Genomic DNA, 21405 nt, shown 5'->3' on the forward strand with positions numbered 1-21405 from the left:
ACCCGCCGGCCCGCCGGGTACGCGAACGCCCACTGGTACGCGCACGTACACAGCGGGCGGGGGCACAGCGGGCGAGTCACTGCGCGGACAGGGCGGGGACACAAAGCAGCTCCGGGACCGGCGCAGTAGGTCCCGGAGCTGGATGGGGGCGCGGGTCAGACCCGGCGCAGGACCGCGACGACCTTGCCGAGGATGGTCGCCTCGTCGCCCGGGATCGGCTGGTAGGCGGCGTTGTGCGGGAGGAGCCATACGTGGCCGTCCTCGCGCTTGAAGCGCTTGACCGTGGCCTCGCCGTCCAGCATCGCCGCGACGATGTCGCCGTTCTCCGCGACGGGCTGGCGACGGACCGTGACCCAGTCGCCGTCACAGATGGCGGCCTCGATCATCGAGTCACCGACGACCTTCAGGACGAAGAGCTCACCGTCACCGACCAGCTGGCGGGGGAGGGGGAACACGTCCTCCACCGACTCCTCGGCGAGGATCGGGCCGCCGGCCGCGATCCGGCCGACCAGGGGAACGTACGAGGCGGCGGGCTTGCCCGTCGTGTCCGTGGGCTGCGAGCTCGGCTGGTCGGAGCCGCGGACCTCGTAGGCGCGGGGGCGGTGCGGATCGCGGCGCAGGAAGCCCTTGCGCTCCAGGGCCATCAGCTGATGCGCGACCGACGACGTGCTCGACAGGCCGACCGCCTGACCGATCTCCCGCATCGACGGCGGGTAGCCCCGCCGCTGCACCGAGTCGCGAATGACCTCGATGACCCTCCGCTGCCGGTCCGTGAGCCCGGAGCTGTCGGCGCGGATGCCTGGAGGTCGGCCTGGCAGCGAGCGTGCGGGGCGTACGGGCTCCGCCTCCGGGTTCAGGCTTGTGTCATTCATGGCATGCACCGGCTCGAGTCGGCTCTGGGAGCGGTTCTGGGCAGTGATGGCGGCACTGTCTGCGGTGGTGGTCACGTCGGTCGGCCCCTCTCGAAATGTTCTCCCTAGCTGGACAACGGTAGTTGCTTTCGAAAGGTTGCGCCAAACACACGTTCGAGTGAAAAATCGCAGATCGTCCGACGTGGTCACATCGAGAGGTGTATAGACGATCGGTCCGCCGAACGCGGGTTCGGTCCGGGGTCCGCTGCTTACGGTACCCTTCCGGGTCAGGTCGCCAGCGTCCGGGCCTGTGCCCAGTGTGGCACCGGGAGGCCGAGGATCCGGCCGTCGGACGCCGCGACACGCGGAGCGTCATAAATCCACCGCAACCCAAGATCTAGTGGTTGGATGAGCGCTGCCACCCAGAAGTTGTGGTCCTCGGTCTTCTGAGGTCCTCGACATCGCATATGCTTGTGGCTGCTTCACAAGCCCCCGACAGAGCCTCGCCTCTGCCGTTCAGGGGCCTTGTGAGGTGATTCAGTCGTGCCAAGAGGAGGGTGAGGGAACCATGCACTGCCCCTTCTGCAGGCACCCCGACAGCCGCGTCGTCGACAGTCGCACCACGGACGACGGCACGTCGATTCGCCGGCGCCGTCAGTGCCCCGACTGCTCCCGTCGTTTCACGACGGTGGAGACGGCCTCGCTGATGGTGATCAAGCGCAGCGGGGTGACCGAACCCTTCAGCCGTACCAAGGTCATCTCTGGCGTGCGCAAGGCGTGCCAGGGGCGGCCGGTCACCGAGGACGCCCTCGCCAAACTCGGCCAGCGGGTCGAGGAAGCGGTGCGCGCCACCGGGAGCGCCGAGCTGACCACCCACGATGTGGGTCTGGCCATCCTCGGCCCGTTGCAGGAGCTCGACCTCGTCGCGTACCTGCGTTTCGCATCCGTGTACAAAGCGTTCGACACCCTTGAAGACTTCGAGACCGCCATCGCGGAACTCCGCGTGCCTCGGCCTCACCCCGAGTGCGGGCCCGGTGGGACCTCTCAGGTCCCCGTGCCCGCCTCCGCCGCCGACTGATCGGACGGCCCGCAGCGCAGCGCGGACCGTCTGCTCGGCCTGGGGCACCCCCGGCGGGAGCCGGGGAGTAGAGACGTAGATACAAGACACAGCACCGTGCCGCGGAATATTGTCGGCACTTTAGGGCGTTTTTGCCCGCATATGGGAGGCGGCATGACAGAGACGGCGAGCGGCTCGGCACGAGGTTCCCGCGCCAAGGGAACCAAGGCTGCCAAGAGCGGCCTGCGTATCGAGCGCATCCACACCACCCCGGGCGTGCACCCGTACGACGAGGTGAGCTGGGAGCGCCGTGACGTCGTCATGACCAACTGGCGCGACGGCTCGGTCAACTTCGAGCAGCGTGGCGTCGAGTTCCCCGACTTCTGGTCGGTGAACGCGGTCAACATCGTCACCAGTAAGTACTTCCGCGGCGCGGTCGGCACCCCGCAGCGTGAGACCGGTCTGAAGCAGCTCATCGACCGGATCGTGAAGACGTACACGAAGGCCGGCGAGGACTACGACTACTTCGCGTCGCCCGCCGACGCGGAGATCTTCGAGCACGAGCTGACCTACGCCCTCCTGCACCAGATCTTCAGCTTCAACTCGCCGGTGTGGTTCAACGTCGGCACGCCCCAGCCGCAGCAGGTCTCCGCCTGCTTCATCCTGTCCGTCGACGACTCCATGGAGTCGATCCTCGACTGGTACAAGGAAGAGGGCATGATCTTCAAGGGCGGCTCCGGCGCCGGCCTGAACCTCTCCCGCATCCGCTCCTCCAAGGAGCTCCTCTCCTCCGGCGGCAACGCCTCCGGTCCGGTCTCCTTCATGCGTGGCGCCGACGCGTCCGCCGGAACGATCAAGTCGGGCGGCGCCACCCGCCGCGCGGCCAAGATGGTCGTCCTGGACGTGGACCACCCGGACGTCGAGGCCTTCATCGAGACCAAGGTGAAGGAAGAGGAGAAGATCCGCGCCCTGCGCGACGCGGGCTTCGACATGGACCTGGGCGGCGACGACATCACGTCCGTCCAGTACCAGAACGCCAACAACTCCGTCCGCGTGAACGACGAGTTCATGACGGCCGTCGAGAACGGCACGGACTTCGGCCTGCGTGCCCGTATGTCCGGCGAGGTCATCGAGAAGGTCGACGCCAAGGCGCTCTTCCGCAAGCTCGCCGAGGCCGCGTGGGCCTGCGCCGACCCGGGTATCCAGTACGACGGTGTGATCAACAACTGGCACACCTGCCCCGAGTCCGGCCGCATCACCGCGTCCAACCCGTGCAGCGAGTACATGCACCTGGACAACACGTCCTGCAACCTCGCCTCGCTGAACCTGATGAAGTTCCTGAACGACGACGGCAAGGGCAACCAGTCCTTCGACGCCGAGCGCTTCGCCAAGGTCGTCGAGCTCGTCATCACGGCGATGGACATCTCCATCTGCTTCGCGGACTTCCCGACGCAGAAGATCGGTGAGAACACCCGCGCCTTCCGTCAGCTGGGCATCGGCTACGCCAACCTCGGCGCCCTGCTGATGGCCACCGGGCACGCGTACGACTCGGACGGCGGCCGCACCCTCGCCGCCTCGATCACCTCGCTGATGACCGGTACGGCGTACAAGCGCTCCGCCGAGCTGGCCGCCATCGTCGGCCCGTACGACGGCTACGCCCGCAACGCCGAGTCCCACAAGCGCGTCATGAAGCAGCACGCCGACGCCAACGCCGTCGCGCCGCGCACCGATGACCTGGACAACTCGATCTGGGCCGCGGCCACCGAGGCCTGGCAGGACGTCCTGCGCCTCGGCGAGAAGAACGGCTTCCGCAACTCCCAGGCCTCCGTCCTCGCGCCGACCGGCACCATCGGTCTCGCGATGTCCTGCGACACCACCGGTGTCGAGCCGGACCTGGCCCTGGTCAAGTTCAAGAAGCTCGTCGGCGGCGGCTCGATGCAGATCGTCAACGGCACCGTCCCGCAGGCCCTGCGCCGCCTGGGTTACCAGGAGGAGCAGATCGAGGCGATCGTCGCCCACATCGCCGAGCACGGCGTGGTCGTCGACGCCCCGGGCCTGAAGGCCGAGCACTACTCGATCTTCGACTGCGCCATGGGCGAGCGTGCCATCTCCCCGATGGGCCACGTCCGCATGATGGCCGCGATCCAGCCCTGGATCTCCGGCGCGATCTCGAAGACGGTCAACATGCCGGAGACGGCGACCATCGAGGAGATCGAGGAGATCTACTTCGAGGCGTGGAAGATGGGCGTCAAGGCGCTCGCGATCTACCGCGACAACTGCAAGGTCGGCCAGCCCCTCTCCGCGAAGAAGAAGGAAGAGGAGAAGGAGGAGGTCACCGCCAAGACGGAGGAGACCATCCGCGCGGCCGTCGAGAAGGTCATCGAGTACCGGCCGGTCCGCAAGCGCCTCCCGAAGGGCCGCCCGGGCATCACCACCTCCTTCACCGTGGGTGGCGCCGAGGGCTACATGACCGCCAACTCCTACCCGGACGACGGCCTGGGCGAGGTCTTCCTGAAGATGTCCAAGCAGGGTTCGACCCTCGCGGGCATGATGGACGCCTTCTCGATCGCCGTCTCGGTCGGTCTGCAGTACGGCGTGCCGCTGGAGACCTACGTCTCGAAGTTCACCAACATGCGCTTCGAGCCGGCCGGCATGACGGACGACCCGGACGTGCGGATGGCGCAGTCGATCGTCGACTACATCTTCCGCCGCCTGGCGCTGGACTTCCTGCCCTTCGAGACCCGCTCGGCGCTCGGCATCCACACCGCCGAGGAGCGCCAGCGCCACCTGGACACCGGCTCGTACGAGCCGCTGGAAGAGGAGATCGACACGGAGTCCCTGAGCCAGTCGGCTCCGCTGACCGCGGTCCCGTCCGCTCCGAAGCCGGCGCCGGTCGTCGAGGTCCCGGCACCGGCCCCGAAGACGGCGCACAGCAACGCGGAACTGGTCGAGATGCAGCTCGGCGTCTCCGCCGACGCTCCGCTGTGCTTCTCCTGCGGGACGAAGATGCAGCGCGCCGGCTCCTGCTACATCTGCGAGGGCTGCGGCTCCACCAGCGGCTGCAGCTGAACCTGGGCGGAATCGCGTTGGACGCGGCATCCGACGTAGCCCGCACACGTAGCTGACCAGCAGCTCACGAAGGGGATCGACCATCGGTCGGTCCCCTTCGTCGTGCCTGTGGCCTGGGCGGCGTAAACGCACGACAGGAATGCTTGGCACACCACGGCCGTCATGACGATCATGGGTGGGGCGGGGCGACGTCAGCCCCGGGACAGCACGGTGAGACGCGGGGGAGAGCCATGTGGAGTGGTGAAGAGCTCGATCTGGACGCCTATCTGGCGCGGATCGGAATCGAGGCTGGTGCCGGGGAACTCCGGCCGGACCTCGCGACGTTGTACGCAGTGCACCGGGCCCACACCGCCGCCATCACCTTCGAGAGTCTGGACGTCCTGTTCGGCCGCCCCGTCGAGTTGGATGTCAAGGCCCTTGAGGACAAGCTCGTACACGGCCGTCGCGGCGGCTACTGCTACGAGCAGAACTCGCTGCTGGCCGCTGCCCTGGAGCGGATCGGCTTCGAGGTCTCCGGGCGCGGTGCCCGCAACCGCACCCGCGGGGACTCCCTGCTGGCGGTGACGCATGCCGTCCTCGTCGTAACCGTGGAGGGTGAACCCTGGCTGTGCGATGCCGGGTTCGGCTACCAGGGGCCGCGCGAGCCCGTCCCGCTGGCGCGCCCCGGCGTCGAGGTGCGGCAGGGGGAGTGGACGTACAGCGTCCGCGAGGAGGGCGACCTCCTCGTGCTGTGCGTGCTGCGCGGGGGAACCTGGCGGGATCTGTACGCGTTCTCCCCGCAGCGCTATCACCCGGTCGACTACGTGGTGCTGAACCACTACAGCTCCTCGCACCCCCACTCCTCCTTCGTCGGCCAGGCCATCGTTCAGCGCCCGGGCGATGCCCTACGGCTGTCTTTCGTAGGGCGCGAGCTCACCCGCCTGTATCCCGACGGGCGGGTCGAGCGGCGGCCCGTGACCTCGGACGAGCTGCTCTCGCTGCTCGCGCGGGAGTTCGGTCTTCGGCTGCCCGAGCGGGACGCGTCCGAACTCGTACGGATCTACCGCGCCGGGGACTGACCGGGGCCGCGCCGGGCCCGTACGATGGCGCGGTGCTGGTCAAGTGGATTCGCTGCACGGTGACGGACCGACGCGGGTTCGAGCGCGGGCTGCGCAAATGGGCGGGGTTGCCTGGCGAGCCGGGATTCCGGGGGCAGGGCGGCGGCTGGAGCCGAGGGCGGCAGGGGGTCGCGCATGTTTTCGCGTTCTGGGAGAGCCGTTCCTTCTACGACTCCTTCATGGCCCGCTCGCACGACCGGTTGGCCGCTGCCCAGAACGGCACGTACACCGATCTGCGGGTCACCCTGTTCGATCACCGCTTCGACGTGAAGACGGGCTTCGAGCCGCGCTTCACCGATGCCGACGTGGTCCGCGTCGCCCACACCCGGGTCCGGGAAGGGCGGCTGGACCACTTCGCCCACATGCAGGAGAAGGTGTGGAACCCGGCCATGGCGGGTTCACCCGGAATGATCCGCGGTCTCTTCGGGGAGGCCCCCGGCCGGGAGTTCCTCGTCCTGTCGATGTGGCGCGCGGCGGCCGAGCACGGCAAGTACCGTCCGGAGCGGGTCGAGCGCCTCTCGCTGCGCGCCCAGACGGAGGCCGACGTGGAGGCCCTCACGGGCGATGTCGTGGACCTCGAATCGTCGTGGACGGTATGACCGTACGACGTTATGCGCCGCGCGGCGGCCCGACCGGCGAGCCCAGGTGTCCAGCCCGCCGACGGCCGAATAGGGTCGTGGAATGGTACGACCACCGCGCATCGTCCTTGTCCGGCACGGGGAATCGGAGGGCAACGTCGATGACACGGTGTACGAGCGGGAACCCGACCACGCCCTGCGGCTGACGCCGATCGGGCGGGAGCAGGCCCGCGCGACCGGCGTACGGCTGCGCGAGCTGTTCGGCGACGGGTACATCAGCGCGTACGTCTCCCCGTACCGCCGGACCCTGCAGACCTTCCGGGAGCTGCGATTGGACCCGGCGCGCGTCCGGATGCGCGAGGAGCCCAGGCTGCGCGAGCAGGACTGGGGAAACTGGCAGGACCGCGACGACGTACGCCTGCAGAAGGCGTACCGGGACGCCTACGGCCACTTCTTCTACCGGTTCGCGCAGGGCGAGTCGGGGGCGGACGTCTACGACCGGGTCGGTGCCTTCCTGGAGAGCCTGTTCCGCAGCTTCGAGGCTCCGGACCATCCGGAGAACGTGCTGCTGGTGACCCACGGCCTGACGATGCGGCTGTTCTGCATGCGCTGGTTCCACTGGACCGTGGCCGAGTTCGAAGCCCTGTCCAACCCGGGGAACGGTGAATACCGGGTACTTCAGCTGGGTCCGGACGGCCGGTATAGGTTGGACCGCCCGTTTGAGCGGTGGACCACACCCGAGCCTTATGACCTGGACGGCTAAAGTGACGCGGGATGACCGCTGACTCCTCTCCCGAAGGGCGCTACGCACGCGCCATGTCCAGCCTCCGCGGGCTGGCCCTGGGTGACGCCCTGGGCTCCCAGTACTTCGTCCCCGTGAACTATCCCCTGCTCAAGCGACGCGAGCTGCCCGCCGGAACCGCCCCGTGGCAGTGGACCGACGACACCGAGATGGCCTGCTCGGTCGTGGCCGTCCTCGCCGAGCACGGGCGCATCGACCAGGACGCCCTCGCGCTCTCCTTCGCCCACCACCACGACTTCGACCGCGGCTACGGTCCCGCCGTGAACCGCATGCTGCGCCTGGTCCGGGAGGGCGAGGACTGGCGCACGCTGGCCGCCGAACTGTTCAACGGGCAGGGCTCGTGGGGCAATGGCGCGGCCATGCGGATCGCGCCGCTCGGCGCCTGGTACGCCGACGACCCCGAGCAGGCCACACATCAGGCGGAGATCTCCGCCTACACGACCCACCAGCACCGCGAAGCGGTGTGCGGGGCGATGGCCGTCGCCGCGGCGGCCGCGCTGGCGGCGGATCCGGCGGGTCCGCCGAAGGCCGCCGACCTGCTGGACGGGGTGGTGGCGCTGGTGCCGCGCAGCGCGGTGGGAGCCGGGCTGCGGCGGGCGCGGGACATGCTGGACTACGGCGACGCGACGACCGTCGCGGCGGTGCTGGGATGCGGGCGGCGCACCAGCGCCCACGACACCGTGCCGTTCGCCCTGTGGTCGGCTGCGCGGTCCCTGGACGATTACGAGCGGGCGTTCTGGACGACCGCGCAGGTGGGCGGGGACGTCGATACGACCTGCGCGATCGTGGGCGGGGTGCTGGGGGCGCGCGGCGACGCGGTGCTGCCGGAGGCCTGGCTGGCACGGACCGAGGCGCTGCCGGCCTGGTTGCCGGAGGCCCCTGCGCGCTAGCGGGCCGTGGCCTCGGCCGGTGGTGAGGGCACCGGGGCGACATGTTCGGTTCCGATTGTCACGGTCCTGCCACAGGGGCCCACACGACTGGTCAACGCCGCACGTCACGGGCCTACTCTGTCCGCTTCGCCGCCTCCACGGGAACCAGCGGGGCGACCGACAGGGGAGGGGAACCCGATGACGGAGAACGCCGACGGGGCGGATACCGGCGCGGCCGAGGAGGCTGCCGCCGAACCGAGGAACCCGGTGCCGGCTGAGGGAGCGCCCGCGACCGAGGGCCGGGCTGCCCCGGCTCCGGCCAAGGCCGATGCCGCCGCTCCCGTTGCCGGGACTCCGCCGCCCGAACCCGGTGCGCCGGCAGCCACCGGTGTGTCCGCCGCCACCGGGGTACCGGCCGCCACCAGTCCGGCCTCCACCAGCGCGCCCGCCGCCCCTCAGACGCCGGCCGCCGCCGGTGCACCGGCCGCTCTTCAGACACCGGCTGCCGCCGGTGCGCCGGCTGGGCTCGGAGCGCGCGCCGTAGGAGGTGCCGCCGGCGGTCCCGCCTACGGTCAGGACGCCGCCGCGTGGCGCGCCCGGCAGGCGATGATCCACGAGCAGCGCGCCCGCGCCTCCGCGCCGGCGGCGTGGGCGGTTCGGATCCGGCCCGCCGAGGCGGCCCCCATCCGGACCGCCACTCTCGTCGCCGCCCTCGGCGCCGGCCTCGCCGCAGCCCTGCTGCTGGGCGACGGCATGGGCCCCGGTCTGCTGCTCGCCGTACTGCCGGCCATCGCCGCCGCCTACTTCGCCGCCCGCGCGGCCGGCCGTACCGCCCGCCCCTGGACGTCGGTCTGGGCCGTCGGCTGCGTGGCGCTCCTCGCCATACCGGCGCTGCGCGACTCCGCCTGGCCGTCCACGCTGGCGATCCTCTCCGCCGTATCCCTCGCCTCGCTGGCCCTGCACGGCAGCCGTACCTGGCCCGGCGTGCTGTTCAGCCCGTTCGGCTTCGTCGACGCCGCCGTGAACGGCGTCGGCTGGGCCTGGACCGGTCTGCGCTCCCGCAGCGGTGGGCTGAGCCGGGACCGCTGGCTGCCCCTCGTCAAGGCGGCCGCGGTGGCCTTCGGCCTGCTGGTGGTCTTCGGCACCCTGTTCGCCTCGGCCGACGCCGCGTTCGCCGACCTGCTCGGCGATCTGACGCCCGAGGTCTCCGTCGGCGACGGGCCCGTCCGGACCCTGCTCTTCATCCTCGGCGCCGTCCTCGCACTCGCCGCCGCCCGCACCGCCGCGGCCCCGCTGCGCTGGGACCGGATCCAGGTGACCCCCGGCAAGCCCCGGTCCCGCGTCGAATGGGCGCTTCCGCTCATCGTCCTGAACCTGCTCTTCGCCGCCTTCAACGCCGTCCAGCTGGCCGTCCTGTTCGGTGGGTACGAGAGAGTCCTGAAGAGCACCGACCTCACCTACGCGGAGTACGCCCGCCAGGGCTTCTGGCAGCTGCTCTGGGCCACCCTCCTCACCCTCGCCGTGATCGCGCTCGCCCTGCGCTGGGCACCGCGCGCCGGAGCCGGCGACCGCCGTTTCGTCCGCGCCGTCCTCGGCACCCTGTGCGCGCTCACCCTCGTCGTGGTCGCCTCCGCGCTGCGCCGGATGGACCTCTACGTGGACGCGTACGGGCTGACCCGGCTCCGGGTGTCGGTGGCCGCCATGGAGCTGTGGCTCGGGCTGGTCCTCGTACTGATCATGGCGGCCGGGGTGTTCGGCGCACGCTGGCTGCCGCGCGCGCTCGCGGGGAGCGCGGCAGCCGCCGTACTGGCCTTCGGGCTGCTGTCCCCGGACGGGGTGGTCGCCGAGCGGAACGTGACCCGCTTCCAGGACACGCACAAGCTCGACCTGGCCTACTTCCAGTCCCTGTCGGCGGACGCGGTGCCCGCCCTGGACCGGCTGCCCGAGCCCCAGCGGTCCTGTTCCCTGCGCGGGATCAACGACGGCCTGGCGGAGGCCGGAGAGGTGCCCTGGTACGCCATGAGCCTGGGTGAGTACCGGGCTCGGAAGATCCTGCACGAGCGCCCGGTGAAGGCCTCGTACGAGGAGTGCTCGCGCCTCGGCGCGTTCAGCGGCCGCGCCGAGTAGTGGGCGGGCCCTACCGGGGCCGGGCCCTGTCGGGGCGACGCTGATCCGGTACGAGGGCCCGGGCGCGCGGGATCGTTTCCCCGCGCCCGGGCCCTCGTACGACGTACGGCGTGTGGCGCTCAGGCCGCCGGACCGGCCTTCGCGGCGTCGCCGTTGAGGGCGTCCAGGTCGCTCTTGCGCACCCGGATCACCAGGAGCGCGGTGGCCAGGGCGAGGCCCGCCATGGCCACGGCGGCGATGAACGCGCTGGAGATGCCTTGGGTGAGCACGTAGTCGCCCCAGGGGTCGGGCAGCCGCCCGGTCTCCTTGAAGGCGGCCAGCTGGCCGGTGTCGGCCCGGGCCATGAACCCGGGGGCCTGCTTCTCGGTCTCGTCGCGGGCGGCCGTGCCGAAGACGGTGACCAGGATGGACAGGCCGAGTGAACCGCCGACCTGCTGGCTGGCGTTGAGCAGTCCCGAGGCCGCGCCCGCCTCCTTCGGCGCCACCCCCGAGACGGCGGTCAGGGTGAGGGTCACGAAGTTCAGGCCCATGCCGAAGCCGAACACCAGCATCGGGCCGAGCACCCCGGACAGGTACGAGCTGTCGGTGCGGATGAAGGCCAGCCAGGTCAGCCCGGCGCCGGTGAGGGCGGATCCGGCGACCATGAACGGCTTGGGCCCGAAGCGCGGCAGGAAGCGCTGCGAGAGGCCGGCGGCGGTGACGATGGCGACGGTCACGGGGAGGAAGCCGAGTCCGGACTGGATCGGCGAGAAGCCCAGCACGTTCTGAACGAACTGGACGATGAAGAAGAACATGCCGAACATCGCGGCGGCGAGGCCCAGCATGATCAGGTAGGTGCCGGCGCGGTTGCGGTCGGCGAACATCCGCAGCGGGATGATCGGTTCGCGGGCCCTGGACTCGACGGCGACGAAGAGGCCGAGCAGGATGACGGCCGCGGCGAAGGAGCCGATGGCGAGCGGGTCCCGCCAGCCGTCCTCGGAGGCGCGGATGAACCCGTAGACGAGGCTGGCCATACCGCCGGTGGAAGTGAGTGCTCCGGTGATGTCGAAGCGGCCCGGGTGGCGTTCGGACTCACTGATGTAGAGGGGTGTGAGCACCGCGATCAGCACGCCGATCGGCACGTTGACGAAGAGGACCCAACGCCAGTCGAGCCACTCCGTCAGCATCCCGCCGGCCAGCAGGCCGATCGCGCCACCGCCCGCGGAGACGGCGGCGAACACCCCGAAGGCCCGGTTCCGTTCGGGTCCCTCGGCGAAGGACGTGGTGATCAGGGCCAGCGAGGTCGGCGAGGCGATGGCGCCGCCGACGCCCTGGAGGGCACGGGCGGCGAGCAGTTGCCAGGGCTCCTGGGCGAAGCCGCCGAGCAGCGAAGCCAGGGTGAAGAGCAGGATTCCGGCCATGAAGACGCGGCGCCGGCCCAGGATGTCGCCGGCCCGGCCGCCGAGCAGCAGCAGGCCGCCGAAGGTCAGGGTGTACGCGCTCAGCACCCAGGACAGGTCGGTGGTGGAGAAGGCGAGGGCGTTCTGGATGTGCGGGAGTGCGATGTTCACGATCGTCGCGTCGAGGACGACCATGAGCTGGCATGCGGCGATGACGGCTAGCGCCATGCCGGTGCGCCCCTCCCGCCTGGCCACACCCGGTATCGGGGATGTGGCGAGTTGCGAGCTTGTCACTGAGGATCCCCCCAAAGTGAAATAGTGAACGCATCCGTTCACTGCAGGTCCAAAGTAGGAGCCGCACTTAGTGAACGCAAGCGTTCACTAAGGCTGAAAACGCGTGCGCGGGACGCACGCGCGGTTCGGAGGTGTGGGTGATGGTCGCTTCGCCCTGGTCAGTGGCGTCATCGGGGCGCAGGCGGGGTCCGGAACTCGAACGGGCGATTCTCGACGCCGCTTTGGAGCAGTTGGGTACGGTCGGCTGGAACGCGCTCACCATGGAGGGCGTTGCGGCCGGCGCGCACACCGGCAAGGCGGCGCTCTACCGGCGTTGGCCCTCGAAGGCGGACCTGGTGGCGGAGGTGCTGCGCACCCGATTGCCTCCGATAGGCGAGATCCCGGATTCCGGATCGATCCGCGAGGAGCTCTACGAACTGTGTGCCCGGATGCGGGCCGCCATGGACACTCGCGCCGGCCAGGCCCTGCGCGCCGTTCTTCACGAATGCGACCACGCTGACGCGGACCGGTTCCGCGAGGTCATCTGGGACGGTCTGCACGAGCCCGCGCGCCGATTGATCGAAGAGCTCATCGAGCGTGGAATCAGGCGAGGTGATGTCCGGTCGGATGCGGACAGTCCCCTTGTTTCCGATGTCATTCCGGCCATGCTCATGTATCGCGCCAAGGTGTGCGGGAGTGAATGGCGGGACGCGGAGATCGCGGAATTGATCGATCAGGTGATGATGCCGCTGCTGAGACCCTGAGCCCGGCCCGGCCCCGGGGTGACCGTCCGCTTGCGGGCTTGCCCGGGCCGGGGTGTGCAGGCGGCGCGGGGCGGCGTAACCTTGCTGGCGCCATGCCGTACGAAGCACCCACCCACACCGTCGAGCGCTCCCTCCGTGCAACCACCGGCGCCAAGATCATCGCCGGGGTCGACGAAGTCGGACGAGGGGCCTGGGCCGGTCCCGTCACCGCGTGTGCGGCGATCACCGGTCTGCGCCGCCCGCCCGAAGGGCTCACCGACTCCAAACTGCTCACCCCCAAGCGGCGTGACGCGCTCCTCGTGATCCTCGAGACCTGGGTCACCGCGCACGCCTTGGGGCATGCCTCCCCGGAGGAGATCGACGAGCTGGGTATGACGGCCGCCCTGCGGCTGGCCGCGGTGCGCGCCCTGGAGGCGCTGCCCGTACGGCCCGACGCGGTGATCCTCGACGGCAAGCACGACTACCTCGGCGCGCCCTGGCAGGTCCGCATGGTGATCAAGGGCGACCAGTCCTGCGTCTCCGTCGCCGCGGCCTCGGTGATCGCCAAGGTCCGGCGTGACCGGATGATGGCCGAGATCGGTGAACAGGGCGGCGGAATAGCCGATTTCGCCTTCGCCGCCAACGCCGGATACCCCTCGCCCGTGCACCGGGCCGCGCTGGAGCGGCTGGGGCCCACCGCGTACCACCGGCTCTCGTGGTCGTACCTCGACGCGCTGCCCCAGTGGCGACACCTGAAGAAGGTGCGGCGCAGCGAGGAATCGCTGGAGCTGGAAAACGGAGGCCAACTCGGCTTCGATTTCTGATCGCACCCACGTGCCCCCCGCCGGTACGTTTCGTACCGGTGTTTGATAGACATCAACTCATGCCTCTCACCCCCGAGGAGCCTCAGATTCACGAGAGTGCCCAGGGTCCCCGCGTCACGCCGGCCGCGAGCCGCACCGCGCAGACCCCCCGCCCCGTACCTGGTCCGCGTCCCGCCGCCGTACCCCGGCCCGGGCGCCCCGGTCCCTCCCCCGCGGCGGCAAGCCGCGCGGGCGCTGCCCCCAGGCCCGCCCCGCCCGCGCAGCGCGCGGCGCAGGCCGGCCCCGGACCCGTTCCCGCAGCTCAGGCTGCCCCCACCGGACCGTCCGTCTCGGCGTCGGTGCCGCAGGTCCAGCTGATCCCGGCCTCCGCCGAGGGTGCGCTGGACGCGGCCGAGGAGGCCGTGGACCTGCTGCTCGACACCGGGCGCGCGCCCGGCGACATCCTGGTTCTCACCACCGGTGACCCGCACCCGTGGGCCGCGCACGAGCTGTCCTTCGGTGAGGAGTCGTACTGGGCTCAGCACGACGCCCGGGACGACGTCTTCTACGCGGACGCGGCGCAGATCCAGCGCGCCGCGGGCCGTCCGGTCGTGGTGTTCGCGGCCAACGGCGGGTCGATCGAGGCGGCCGCCGGCACGCTGCCGGTCGCGCTCGCGCGGGCCGGTGCGCTGCTGATCGTGTGCGGTGACGCCCAGCAGATCAACTCCATGCTGGGCGCGGGCGTCTGACGCCCCGTGTCCCGGAGCGGGCGAGGGGCGGGGCGGGCCGGGAGCCGGCCCCGCTGAAGCCCGAGGCCTGACCCGCCGTACGCCCGTTGCCGGGTGTGCGGCTGCTCGGCCTGCCCGCGGTGCCGTGTCCGTACGCCGACGTGTCCGTGCGCCCATCCGCGTACGTACGCGTGCCCGGGCCCCTTGGGCGGGGCGGTCCGGCGGGCGGCGCGTTCCCGCGCGCGTTTCCAGCGCGTGGCCGTACGAGGGTGTGACGCGCGGAGTGGCGTTCAGCGGGCGGCGGTACGGCGCAGGGCCTCGGTCGCGCTGCCGCCGCCGGTGCGCAGGGTCAGCGGGGCGAACTCGGGCGCGGTGCCTGCGAGGAGCTCGGGCCGTGAGTCAGAGCTGGGCCGCCGGCCGCCCCGGCCTTCGCCGAGTACCTGCCACCCGCCGCGCGTCAGCGTGATGTACGCGCCGCAGCGCAGCCCGTGCAGGGTGCAGGCGTCGCGCAGCCCCCACATCCAGGCCCCGTCCTCCTCGGTCCACCGCTCGTCGCCCTCGCGGCAGTACAGCAACACCGCCGTCCGCACCGGGGTCCTGCGCCGCAGGTCGTGCGGGAGCACCCGCCGCAGCGCGGACAGCAGTGCGTTGCGGTACTCCCAGCCGTCGGCCGAGGCGGAGCGCGGCACGAAGGAGGCGCTCGCCACGAGCTGTTCCTCCGGGCCGAGGACGGCGATCACCGCGGTGGACGGTACGGGGCTGTGTCTGGAGTGCAGACCGCTGACGACCTCGCGCGGATTGCTCAGCAGAGGCACTCCCGCCGCGGTCCACTCGGCGGGTTCCAGCAGTCGGCCGTGGCGGCTGGCGCCGCCGGTGGCCGTCGTCAGAGACGTGGTCGAGGGCGGGGCGAATCCGAAGGTCACGGTCCTCCCTTCGGTTACACGCCCGCGGACGGGCAGGGCTGGGCTGAGGGCGCGCCGCGGCGCGGCCCTGAAGAGTGCCGCCGAGCCGAACGGGAGCGCTCCAATTCTCGCGTGGCCCGCCAGGATGCGGCAACGAGCAATTGGCGCAGCCGACCGGAATTCGCCGGTATGCCTCTCATATCCTTGCCCCGCCACGCCGGGGATGACGCATGCGGCTACGGCTGGAGCGCTAGTACCAGCGGGAACACCTCCTTCGCGCCTGCCCGCCGGAGCAGTCGGGCGGCCACGGCGAGGGTCCATCCGCTCTCCGCGCAGTCGTCCACGAGGAGCACCGGACCCGCGGCCTCCGAGAGGGCGGCCGCGAGGGCCGGGGGCACGGTCAGGGCCTGGTGAAGCCCTTTCACCCGCTGGGCGCTGTTCGAGGAGGGCAGGCCGAACTCCGGGGCCTGGTCGGTGTAGGCGAGCGTTCCGAGCAACGGCATCCGCCCGACCTCCGCGATCCGCGAGGCCAGCGATCCGACCAGCTGGGGGCGGCTGCGCGAGGGCAGGGCCACCACACCGACCGGCCGGGCGGGCGCGTCCGGGGCTCCCGAGGCCCAGCCGCCCGGGCCGCGGGCCCAGTCGGCGAGGACCGCGACCACGGCCTGCGCGACATCGTCCGGAAGGGGTTGGTCGGGCGCCTGCGGGGCGAGCATCGGGCGCAGCCGGTTGCCCCAGCCGATGTCGGAGAGCCGCCCCAGTGCCCGGCCGGTCGAGGACTGTTCGCCGGCGGGGATCCGGCCCTTGAGTTCCACGCCGACGGCGGCGAGCCCGGTCGGCCACATCTTGCGCGGCTCCAGCTCCACGCCGGGGCGGCCGAGTTCGCCGCGTGCGGTGTCCAGCGCGGTGGTGGAGACCTCCGCCGTGAACCGGGCTCCGGCGCAGTTGTCGCAGCGGCCGCAGGGCGCTGCCTCCTCGTCGTCGAGCTGGCGGCGCAGGAACTCCATCCGGCAGCCGGTCGCCGCCGCGTAGTCGCGCATCGCCTGCTGTTCGGCGGCCCGCTGCCGGGCCACCCAGGTGTAGCGCTCGGCGTCGTACACCCAGGGCTCGCCCGTCGAGGTCCAGCCGCCCTTGACCCGGTGCACGGCGCCGTCCACGTCGAGGACCTTGAGCATGGTCTCCAGCCGGGTGCGCCGCAGGTCGACCAGCGGTTCCAGGGCGGGCAGCGACATCGGCCGACCCGCCTGGGCCAGGACGTCGAGGGTCCGCCGCACCTGCTGCTCCGGCGGGAAGGCCACCGAGGCGAAGTACTGCCAGATCGCCTCGTCCTCACGGCCCGGCAGCAACAACACCTCCGCGTGCTCCACACCGCGGCCGGCACGGCCGACCTGCTGGTAGTAGGCGATGGGGGAGGAGGGGGAGCCCAGGTGCACCACGAAGCCGAGGTCGGGCTTGTCGAAGCCCATGCCCAGGGCGGAGGTGGCCACCAGCGCCTTCACCCGGTTGGCCTGGAGGTCGTTCTCGGCCTGCTCGCGGTCGGCGTTCTCCGTCTTACCGGTGTACGAGGAGACCGTGTGCCCGCGGTGGCGCAGGTACGCGGTGACCTCCTCGGCCGCCGCCACGGTCAGCGTGTAGATGATTCCGGATCCGGGGAGTGCGCCGAGGTGGTCGGCGAGCCAGGCGAGCCGGTGCGCCGCGTCGGGCAGCGTCAGCACCGCCAGGCTCAGGCTCTCGCGGTCCAGCGGGCCGCGCAGCACCAGCGCGTCCGTTCCGGCCCCCGTGCCGAGCTGCTCGGCGACATCGGCGGTCACCCGGGCGTTGGCCGTGGCGGTGGTCGCCAACACCGGGACACCCGGCGGGAGATCGGCCAGCATCGTGCGCAGCCGGCGGTAGTCGGGACGGAAGTCGTGCCCCCAGTCGGAGATGCAGTGGGCCTCGTCCACGACGAGGAGGCCGGTGGCGGCGGCGAGCTTGGGCAGCACCTGGTCGCGGAAGTCGGGATTGTTCAGCCGCTCCGGGCTCACGAGCAGGACGTCGACCTCGCCGGCGGCGACCTCGGCCTGAATTCCCTCCCACTCCTCGGGGTTGGCGGAGTTGATGGTGCGGGCGTGGATCCCGGCACGGGCCGCCGCCTCGACCTGATTGCGCATCAGCGCGAGCAGCGGAGAGACGATCACCGTCGGGCCGGCGCCGTTCGCGCGCAGCAGCGAGGTGGCGACGAAGTACACCGCGGACTTGCCCCAGCCCGTGCGCTGCACCACCAGCGCCCGGCGCTTGTCCGCGACGAGGGCCTCGATCGCCCGCCACTGGTCCTCGCGCAGCCGTGCGGTGCCCGTCGGGTCGCCCACGAGGCGGGCGAGTACGGAATCGGCTGAGGACCTCAGGTCTGCGTTCATGCCCCCCATGCAACCCGATGCCTCCGACATCGCGCCAATGCCGCTCTCAGACCTGTGGATGTTGAAAATTGAAATGAGTTATCCACAGGGGTTTCCGTAACGGATCACACACGGGACCGTCGTGGCATGACGAACAACCACGAATCACGCACCCCGTCCAACCACGAATCACGCACCCCGTCCCGCCGGGCCTCCGACAGCCCCTCCGGATCCACCGCCGGACCGCAGATCACCCTGCGCAGCCCGGCCGAACTCGCCGACGCACTTCCGTACATGCTCGGCTTCCATCCGACCGACTCCCTCGTCATGGTCGCCGTGCACGGTGAGGGCGGGCGCTTCGGCGGCCGGCTCCGCGTCGGCATCCCCACGGCGCCCGCCGAATGGGAGGACACCGCCCGACAGGTCGCCGACACCCTGGTCCGGGGCAGCGAACGGCGCGGCGGCAAGCCCGACGGCATCGTCGTCTTCCTCTGTCAGGACCCGCACGGCGGTGAGAGCGGGCAGCGGGTGATGACCCGGCTACGGCCGCTCGCCCAGCGGCTCCGGCTGGCCTGCGGCGCGCTGGACGTGCCCGTGCTGGAGGCCCTGTGCGTCTCCGACGGGCGCTACTGGTCGTACACCTGCCCCGACGAGCGCTGCTGCCCGGCCGAGGGCCATCCGCTCGCGGCACCCGGAACCTCGGTGATGGCCGCGGCGGCCACCTTCGCCGGACTCCAGGTCAGGGGCTCCCTCAGCGAGATCGAGGGCAGGCTGACACCGCTGCGCGGAGCGGTGGCCGAGGAACAGGAGCCCGCCCTGGACCGGGCGGCCGCTGCCCTGGTCCCGAAGATCCTCGACGGGGCCACGCGGGAGGAGGCCGGCGCCGAGACCATCACCCTCGCCAAGACCCTGATGCGGCGCATGACCCTCGCCCCGCCCCCGGAGGGCGGGCCCGGAGCCGACGAGTGGGACGACGCGCTGCTCGGCCACGACGAGGCCGCCGCCCTGATCCTCGGCCTCCAGGACCGCGAGATCCGCGACATCGCCGCCGAGTGGATGGAGAACGAGGAGGCCGCCCCGGCGCTGCGCCTGTGGCGGGCCCTCGCCCGGCGGTGTGTCGGCGCCTACGGGGAGCACGCGGCGGCCCCGCTCACCCTCGCCGGCTGGGTTTCCTGGTCCACCGGGGACGAACCGACCGCGCGCATCGCCCTCGCACTCGCCCTGCGGGCGGACGCCGACTACCGCTTCGCCCAGCTGCTCCACCACGCCTGCAACGAGGGCATCGACCCCGAAGGGCTGCGGGAGTGCCTGCGCGAGGAGAGGCGGCGCCGGGAGCCCCGCCGCAAGCGCCGGGCCGCCACCACCCGCCCGCCCGGCCGCCGGGTCCGCACGGCCGGGCCGGCCGGGCCGGCTCGTCCGGCTCGTCGCGAGAACCGCCGCACCTCGGGGAGCGAGCAGTGAACCGTGGCCAGGGGCACCGCGCGCGCAGGCTCCGGAACGCCGTGAGCGCGGCCCTGAGGCACCGGCATCACCCCCGATGGGCCCAGCCACCGCCGGGGCCCGTGACCCGGGCGGGGGTGGGGGCGTTCAGCTGGAGGGTGGTAGGGGACCGGCCGCGCCGCCGCCCCGCGAAACCGACCGGAGTGCAGACAAGGCGACCTATGCCCCATCCCGCACCTTCCGCCTGCAGGCCCGAGTTGCCGCCCGTGCACGGCGCCGTCATCTGCGTCGCCGCGCCCAGCCTGGTCATCTCGCCGGAACACGGCCAGCTGACCGGGCGGGGGATCGACGGGATCTACCGCGCCGGGCGCAGGCTGCTCTCGCGCTGCGTGCTGCGCGTCGGCGGCCGCGAACCCGTCGCCGTCCAGGGGCGCAGCCTCGGCGCCGACCGGGCCGCCTTCACCGCCACCGTCCGTACCGGTGCCGAGGCGGGGCCCGACCCCGATATCGGGGTGGAGCGGGTCCGGCACGCGGACGGCACCGAGCGCATCACCCTGCGCAGTTTCGCGGCCCGGGCGGTACGTCTCCCCGTCGAGGTCTCTCTCGGCACGGACCTCGCCGAACTGGCGGCGGTGGCCGCAGGGCGGGCCGGGCCGGAGCTGCCCGCCGGGGTGCACGGCGCCGGACTGCGCTGGAGTACCGGGGAGGCGCACGCCGTCACCGTGGCAGAGCCCGCCCCGGACGACGCGCTGGCCTCGGCCGGACTGCTGCGCTGGCAGCTGGAACTGGGCCCCGGCGAGTCCCGCACCATCGAGCTGCGGACCACGCGGGACCGCATCGCGCGGGCCCCGGCGGGGCTGGTCGCCAACCCGCTGGCCGATGCCCGGGCCGAGGGCGACGACCCCAGGGCCGAAGTCTGGTTCCGGACCAGCGTCGAAGACCTGGGCGCGCTCCTGCTGCGGGATCCCGAGGAGCCGGGCGACGCCTTCGCGGCCGCGGGGGTGCCCTGGCGGCTCGGCCTGGCCCCGGCGGAGTCGCTGTGGGCCGCCAGAATGGCGCTGCCGCTCGGCACCGGGCTCGCCGCCGCCACCCTGCGCACCCTGGCCCGGACCCAGCGCTCCGGGCCCGGCCCGGAGGCCGGGAAGATCCCTGGGCCGCTGCGCGGGGCGGGCCCGCAGCTGCCGCCGGGCTGCACCGGCACGGAGGCGACCCTCGCCTTCCCGGCCGTGCTCGCGGAGGCCAGACGCTGGGGGATGCCCGAGGGTGAGGTGGACCGGCTGCTCCCGGCCGCCGAGCGGTGTCTGGACTGGCTGCGCGGTGCCCTCGGGGAGGACGGCTTCCTGGCCGACCCCGACCCGGGGCCCCGGCGCTGCGAGACCCAGGCCCACGCCCACCGCGCCGCGCTGCTCGGCGGGGACCTGCTCGCCGGGTGCGGGCGCCCCGGGGCCGAGGAGTGGCAGGAGTGGGCGGCCGCGCTGCGTGGGAGATTCCGGGAGCGGTTCTGGGTCCACGGCCCGGACGGCGGCCGGCCCCCGGCGGCCCTGCATCCCGACGGCCGGCCCCTGCCCCGGCTGACCGGCGCCGCCGCGCACCTGCTGGACACCGGGCTCCTGGGCGGCGGCCGGCTCGCCCCGGGCCTGCTGGACCGGGTCCGCGCCGAACAACTCGCCCGGCTGCTCGGCGCCCCGGCCATGGACTCGGGGTGGGGGCTGCGGAGCATGGCGTCCCGCGAGCCCGGATACAACCCCTTCGGCCACCGCTCCGGCGCGGTACGGGCGTACGAGAGCGCCGTGGCCGTGGCCGGCCTGGCGCAGGCGGGCTTCGAGAAGGAGGCCGCCGGCCTGCTCCGGGGCCTGCTGGACGCGGCCGAGACCTTCGGCTACCGGCTCCCGGAGATGTACGCCGCCGAGCAGCGCACCATCGGTAGCGCCCCGCTGCCGCACCCCGCCGCCTGCCGCCCCGCCGCCGCGGCTGCGGCCGCCGGGATCCACGTGCTCACCGCTCTCGCCGGAGTCCGCCCGGACGCCCCGGCGGGGACCGTCGCGCTGGCCCCGCTCCCCGGGGCTCCCCTGGGGGCCCTGCGACTGGCGGGCCTGCGGGTATCCGGCGAACCTTTCGCCGTCCGGATCAGCCGGCTCGGCCTCGGCATGGTGGAGGAGGCGGCCGATGCGCTCCAACTGGGGGTCTAGTGACCGCCCTTCGCTGCGGGCCCGGCTCCTCGGCCGCGCCCGTACGACATCCGCCGGATTCCGGATCCTCGCCTTCGGGATCACCAAAGCACTGTTTATCGTCAGGCAGACGACTATGATCGC

General features: G+C 72.1%; 16 protein-coding genes. 12 read left to right on the forward strand and 4 right to left on the reverse strand.

The genetic code is table 11. The features are described from left to right. Positions 1 to 155 precede the first annotated feature (155 nt). Positions 156 to 947: a transcriptional repressor LexA gene (gene lexA / locus MTF65_RS27845; RefSeq protein WP_243631731.1), complete on the reverse strand. Its 792-nt coding sequence runs from the start codon at positions 945 to 947 to the stop codon at positions 156 to 158. Positions 948 to 1419: 472 nt separating this feature from the next. Between lexA and nrdR the strand changes: the two genes are divergently transcribed. The 7 genes from nrdR to MTF65_RS27880 all read left to right on the forward strand — a co-directional run bounded on the left by nrdR (position 1420) and on the right by MTF65_RS27880 (position 10450). Next, a complete protein-coding gene (gene nrdR, locus MTF65_RS27850; protein WP_243631732.1) occupies positions 1420 to 1929 on the forward strand; it encodes a transcriptional regulator NrdR in 510 nt (169 codons plus the stop codon). A gap of 153 nt (positions 1930 to 2082) precedes the next feature. Beyond that, a complete protein-coding gene (locus tag MTF65_RS27855) occupies positions 2083 to 4977 on the forward strand; it encodes a vitamin B12-dependent ribonucleotide reductase (protein ID WP_243631733.1) in 2895 nt (964 codons plus the stop codon). A gap of 230 nt (positions 4978 to 5207) precedes the next feature. Beyond that, positions 5208 to 6035: an arylamine N-acetyltransferase gene (locus tag MTF65_RS27860; protein WP_243631734.1), complete on the forward strand. Its 828-nt coding sequence runs from the start codon at positions 5208 to 5210 to the stop codon at positions 6033 to 6035. A gap of 32 nt (positions 6036 to 6067) precedes the next feature. After that, positions 6068 to 6673 carry a YdbC family protein gene (locus MTF65_RS27865; protein WP_243631735.1) on the forward strand — a complete coding sequence of 202 codons (606 nt, stop codon included), beginning with the start codon at positions 6068 to 6070 and terminating at the stop codon, positions 6671 to 6673. 82 nt (positions 6674 to 6755) lie between these two features. Then, complete coding sequence (locus MTF65_RS27870) at positions 6756 to 7415, forward strand: histidine phosphatase family protein (RefSeq protein WP_243631736.1); 660 nt, start codon at positions 6756 to 6758, stop codon at positions 7413 to 7415. An 11-nt stretch (positions 7416 to 7426) separates the two neighbouring features. Continuing rightward, complete coding sequence (locus MTF65_RS27875; protein ID WP_243631737.1) at positions 7427 to 8344, forward strand: ADP-ribosylglycohydrolase family protein; 918 nt, start codon at positions 7427 to 7429, stop codon at positions 8342 to 8344. A 177-nt stretch (positions 8345 to 8521) separates the two neighbouring features. Further along, complete coding sequence (locus MTF65_RS27880; RefSeq protein ID WP_308407233.1) at positions 8522 to 10450, forward strand: DUF4173 domain-containing protein; 1929 nt, start codon at positions 8522 to 8524, stop codon at positions 10448 to 10450. Between the two features lie 119 nt (positions 10451 to 10569). Here MTF65_RS27880 and MTF65_RS27885 read toward each other — a convergent pair whose 3' ends face one another. Beyond that, the gene (locus MTF65_RS27885; protein WP_243631738.1) at positions 10570 to 12057 is read right to left on the reverse strand and encodes an MFS transporter; all 1488 of its coding nucleotides are present in this window, start codon (positions 12055 to 12057) and stop codon (positions 10570 to 10572) included. Positions 12058 to 12263: 206 nt separating this feature from the next. On the opposite strand from MTF65_RS27885, the gene MTF65_RS27890 reads away from it, so the two are divergent. The 3 genes from MTF65_RS27890 (at position 12264) to MTF65_RS27900 (ending at position 14397) form a co-directional block, all read left to right on the forward strand. Then, the gene (locus MTF65_RS27890) at positions 12264 to 12866 is read left to right on the forward strand and encodes a TetR/AcrR family transcriptional regulator (protein ID WP_243631739.1); all 603 of its coding nucleotides are present in this window, start codon (positions 12264 to 12266) and stop codon (positions 12864 to 12866) included. Between the two features lie 92 nt (positions 12867 to 12958). Continuing rightward, complete coding sequence (locus MTF65_RS27895; RefSeq protein ID WP_243631740.1) at positions 12959 to 13669, forward strand: ribonuclease HII; 711 nt, start codon at positions 12959 to 12961, stop codon at positions 13667 to 13669. Positions 13670 to 13728: 59 nt separating this feature from the next. Then, positions 13729 to 14397, forward strand: a complete 669-nt coding sequence (locus tag MTF65_RS27900) for a hypothetical protein (RefSeq protein WP_243631741.1) — start codon at positions 13729 to 13731, stop codon at positions 14395 to 14397. A gap of 269 nt (positions 14398 to 14666) precedes the next feature. Here MTF65_RS27900 and MTF65_RS27905 read toward each other — a convergent pair whose 3' ends face one another. Next, a complete protein-coding gene (locus MTF65_RS27905; RefSeq protein WP_243631742.1) occupies positions 14667 to 15299 on the reverse strand; it encodes a hypothetical protein in 633 nt (210 codons plus the stop codon). 215 nt (positions 15300 to 15514) lie between these two features. Continuing rightward, positions 15515 to 17674: a RecQ family ATP-dependent DNA helicase gene (locus MTF65_RS27910; protein WP_243631743.1), complete on the reverse strand. Its 2160-nt coding sequence runs from the start codon at positions 17672 to 17674 to the stop codon at positions 15515 to 15517. 126 nt (positions 17675 to 17800) lie between these two features. Between MTF65_RS27910 and MTF65_RS27915 the strand changes: the two genes are divergently transcribed. Both MTF65_RS27915 and MTF65_RS27920 read left to right on the forward strand, forming a co-directional pair. Next, positions 17801 to 19114 carry a DUF4192 domain-containing protein gene (locus MTF65_RS27915; RefSeq protein WP_243631744.1) on the forward strand — a complete coding sequence of 438 codons (1314 nt, stop codon included), beginning with the start codon at positions 17801 to 17803 and terminating at the stop codon, positions 19112 to 19114. Between the two features lie 200 nt (positions 19115 to 19314). Next, a complete protein-coding gene (locus MTF65_RS27920) occupies positions 19315 to 21282 on the forward strand; it encodes a glycogen debranching N-terminal domain-containing protein (RefSeq protein WP_243631745.1) in 1968 nt (655 codons plus the stop codon). Positions 21283 to 21405: the final 123 nt, after the last annotated feature.

The organism is Streptomyces sp. APSN-46.1 (assembly GCF_022815725.1).
Lineage (GTDB): Bacteria > Actinomycetota > Actinomycetes > Streptomycetales > Streptomycetaceae > Streptomyces.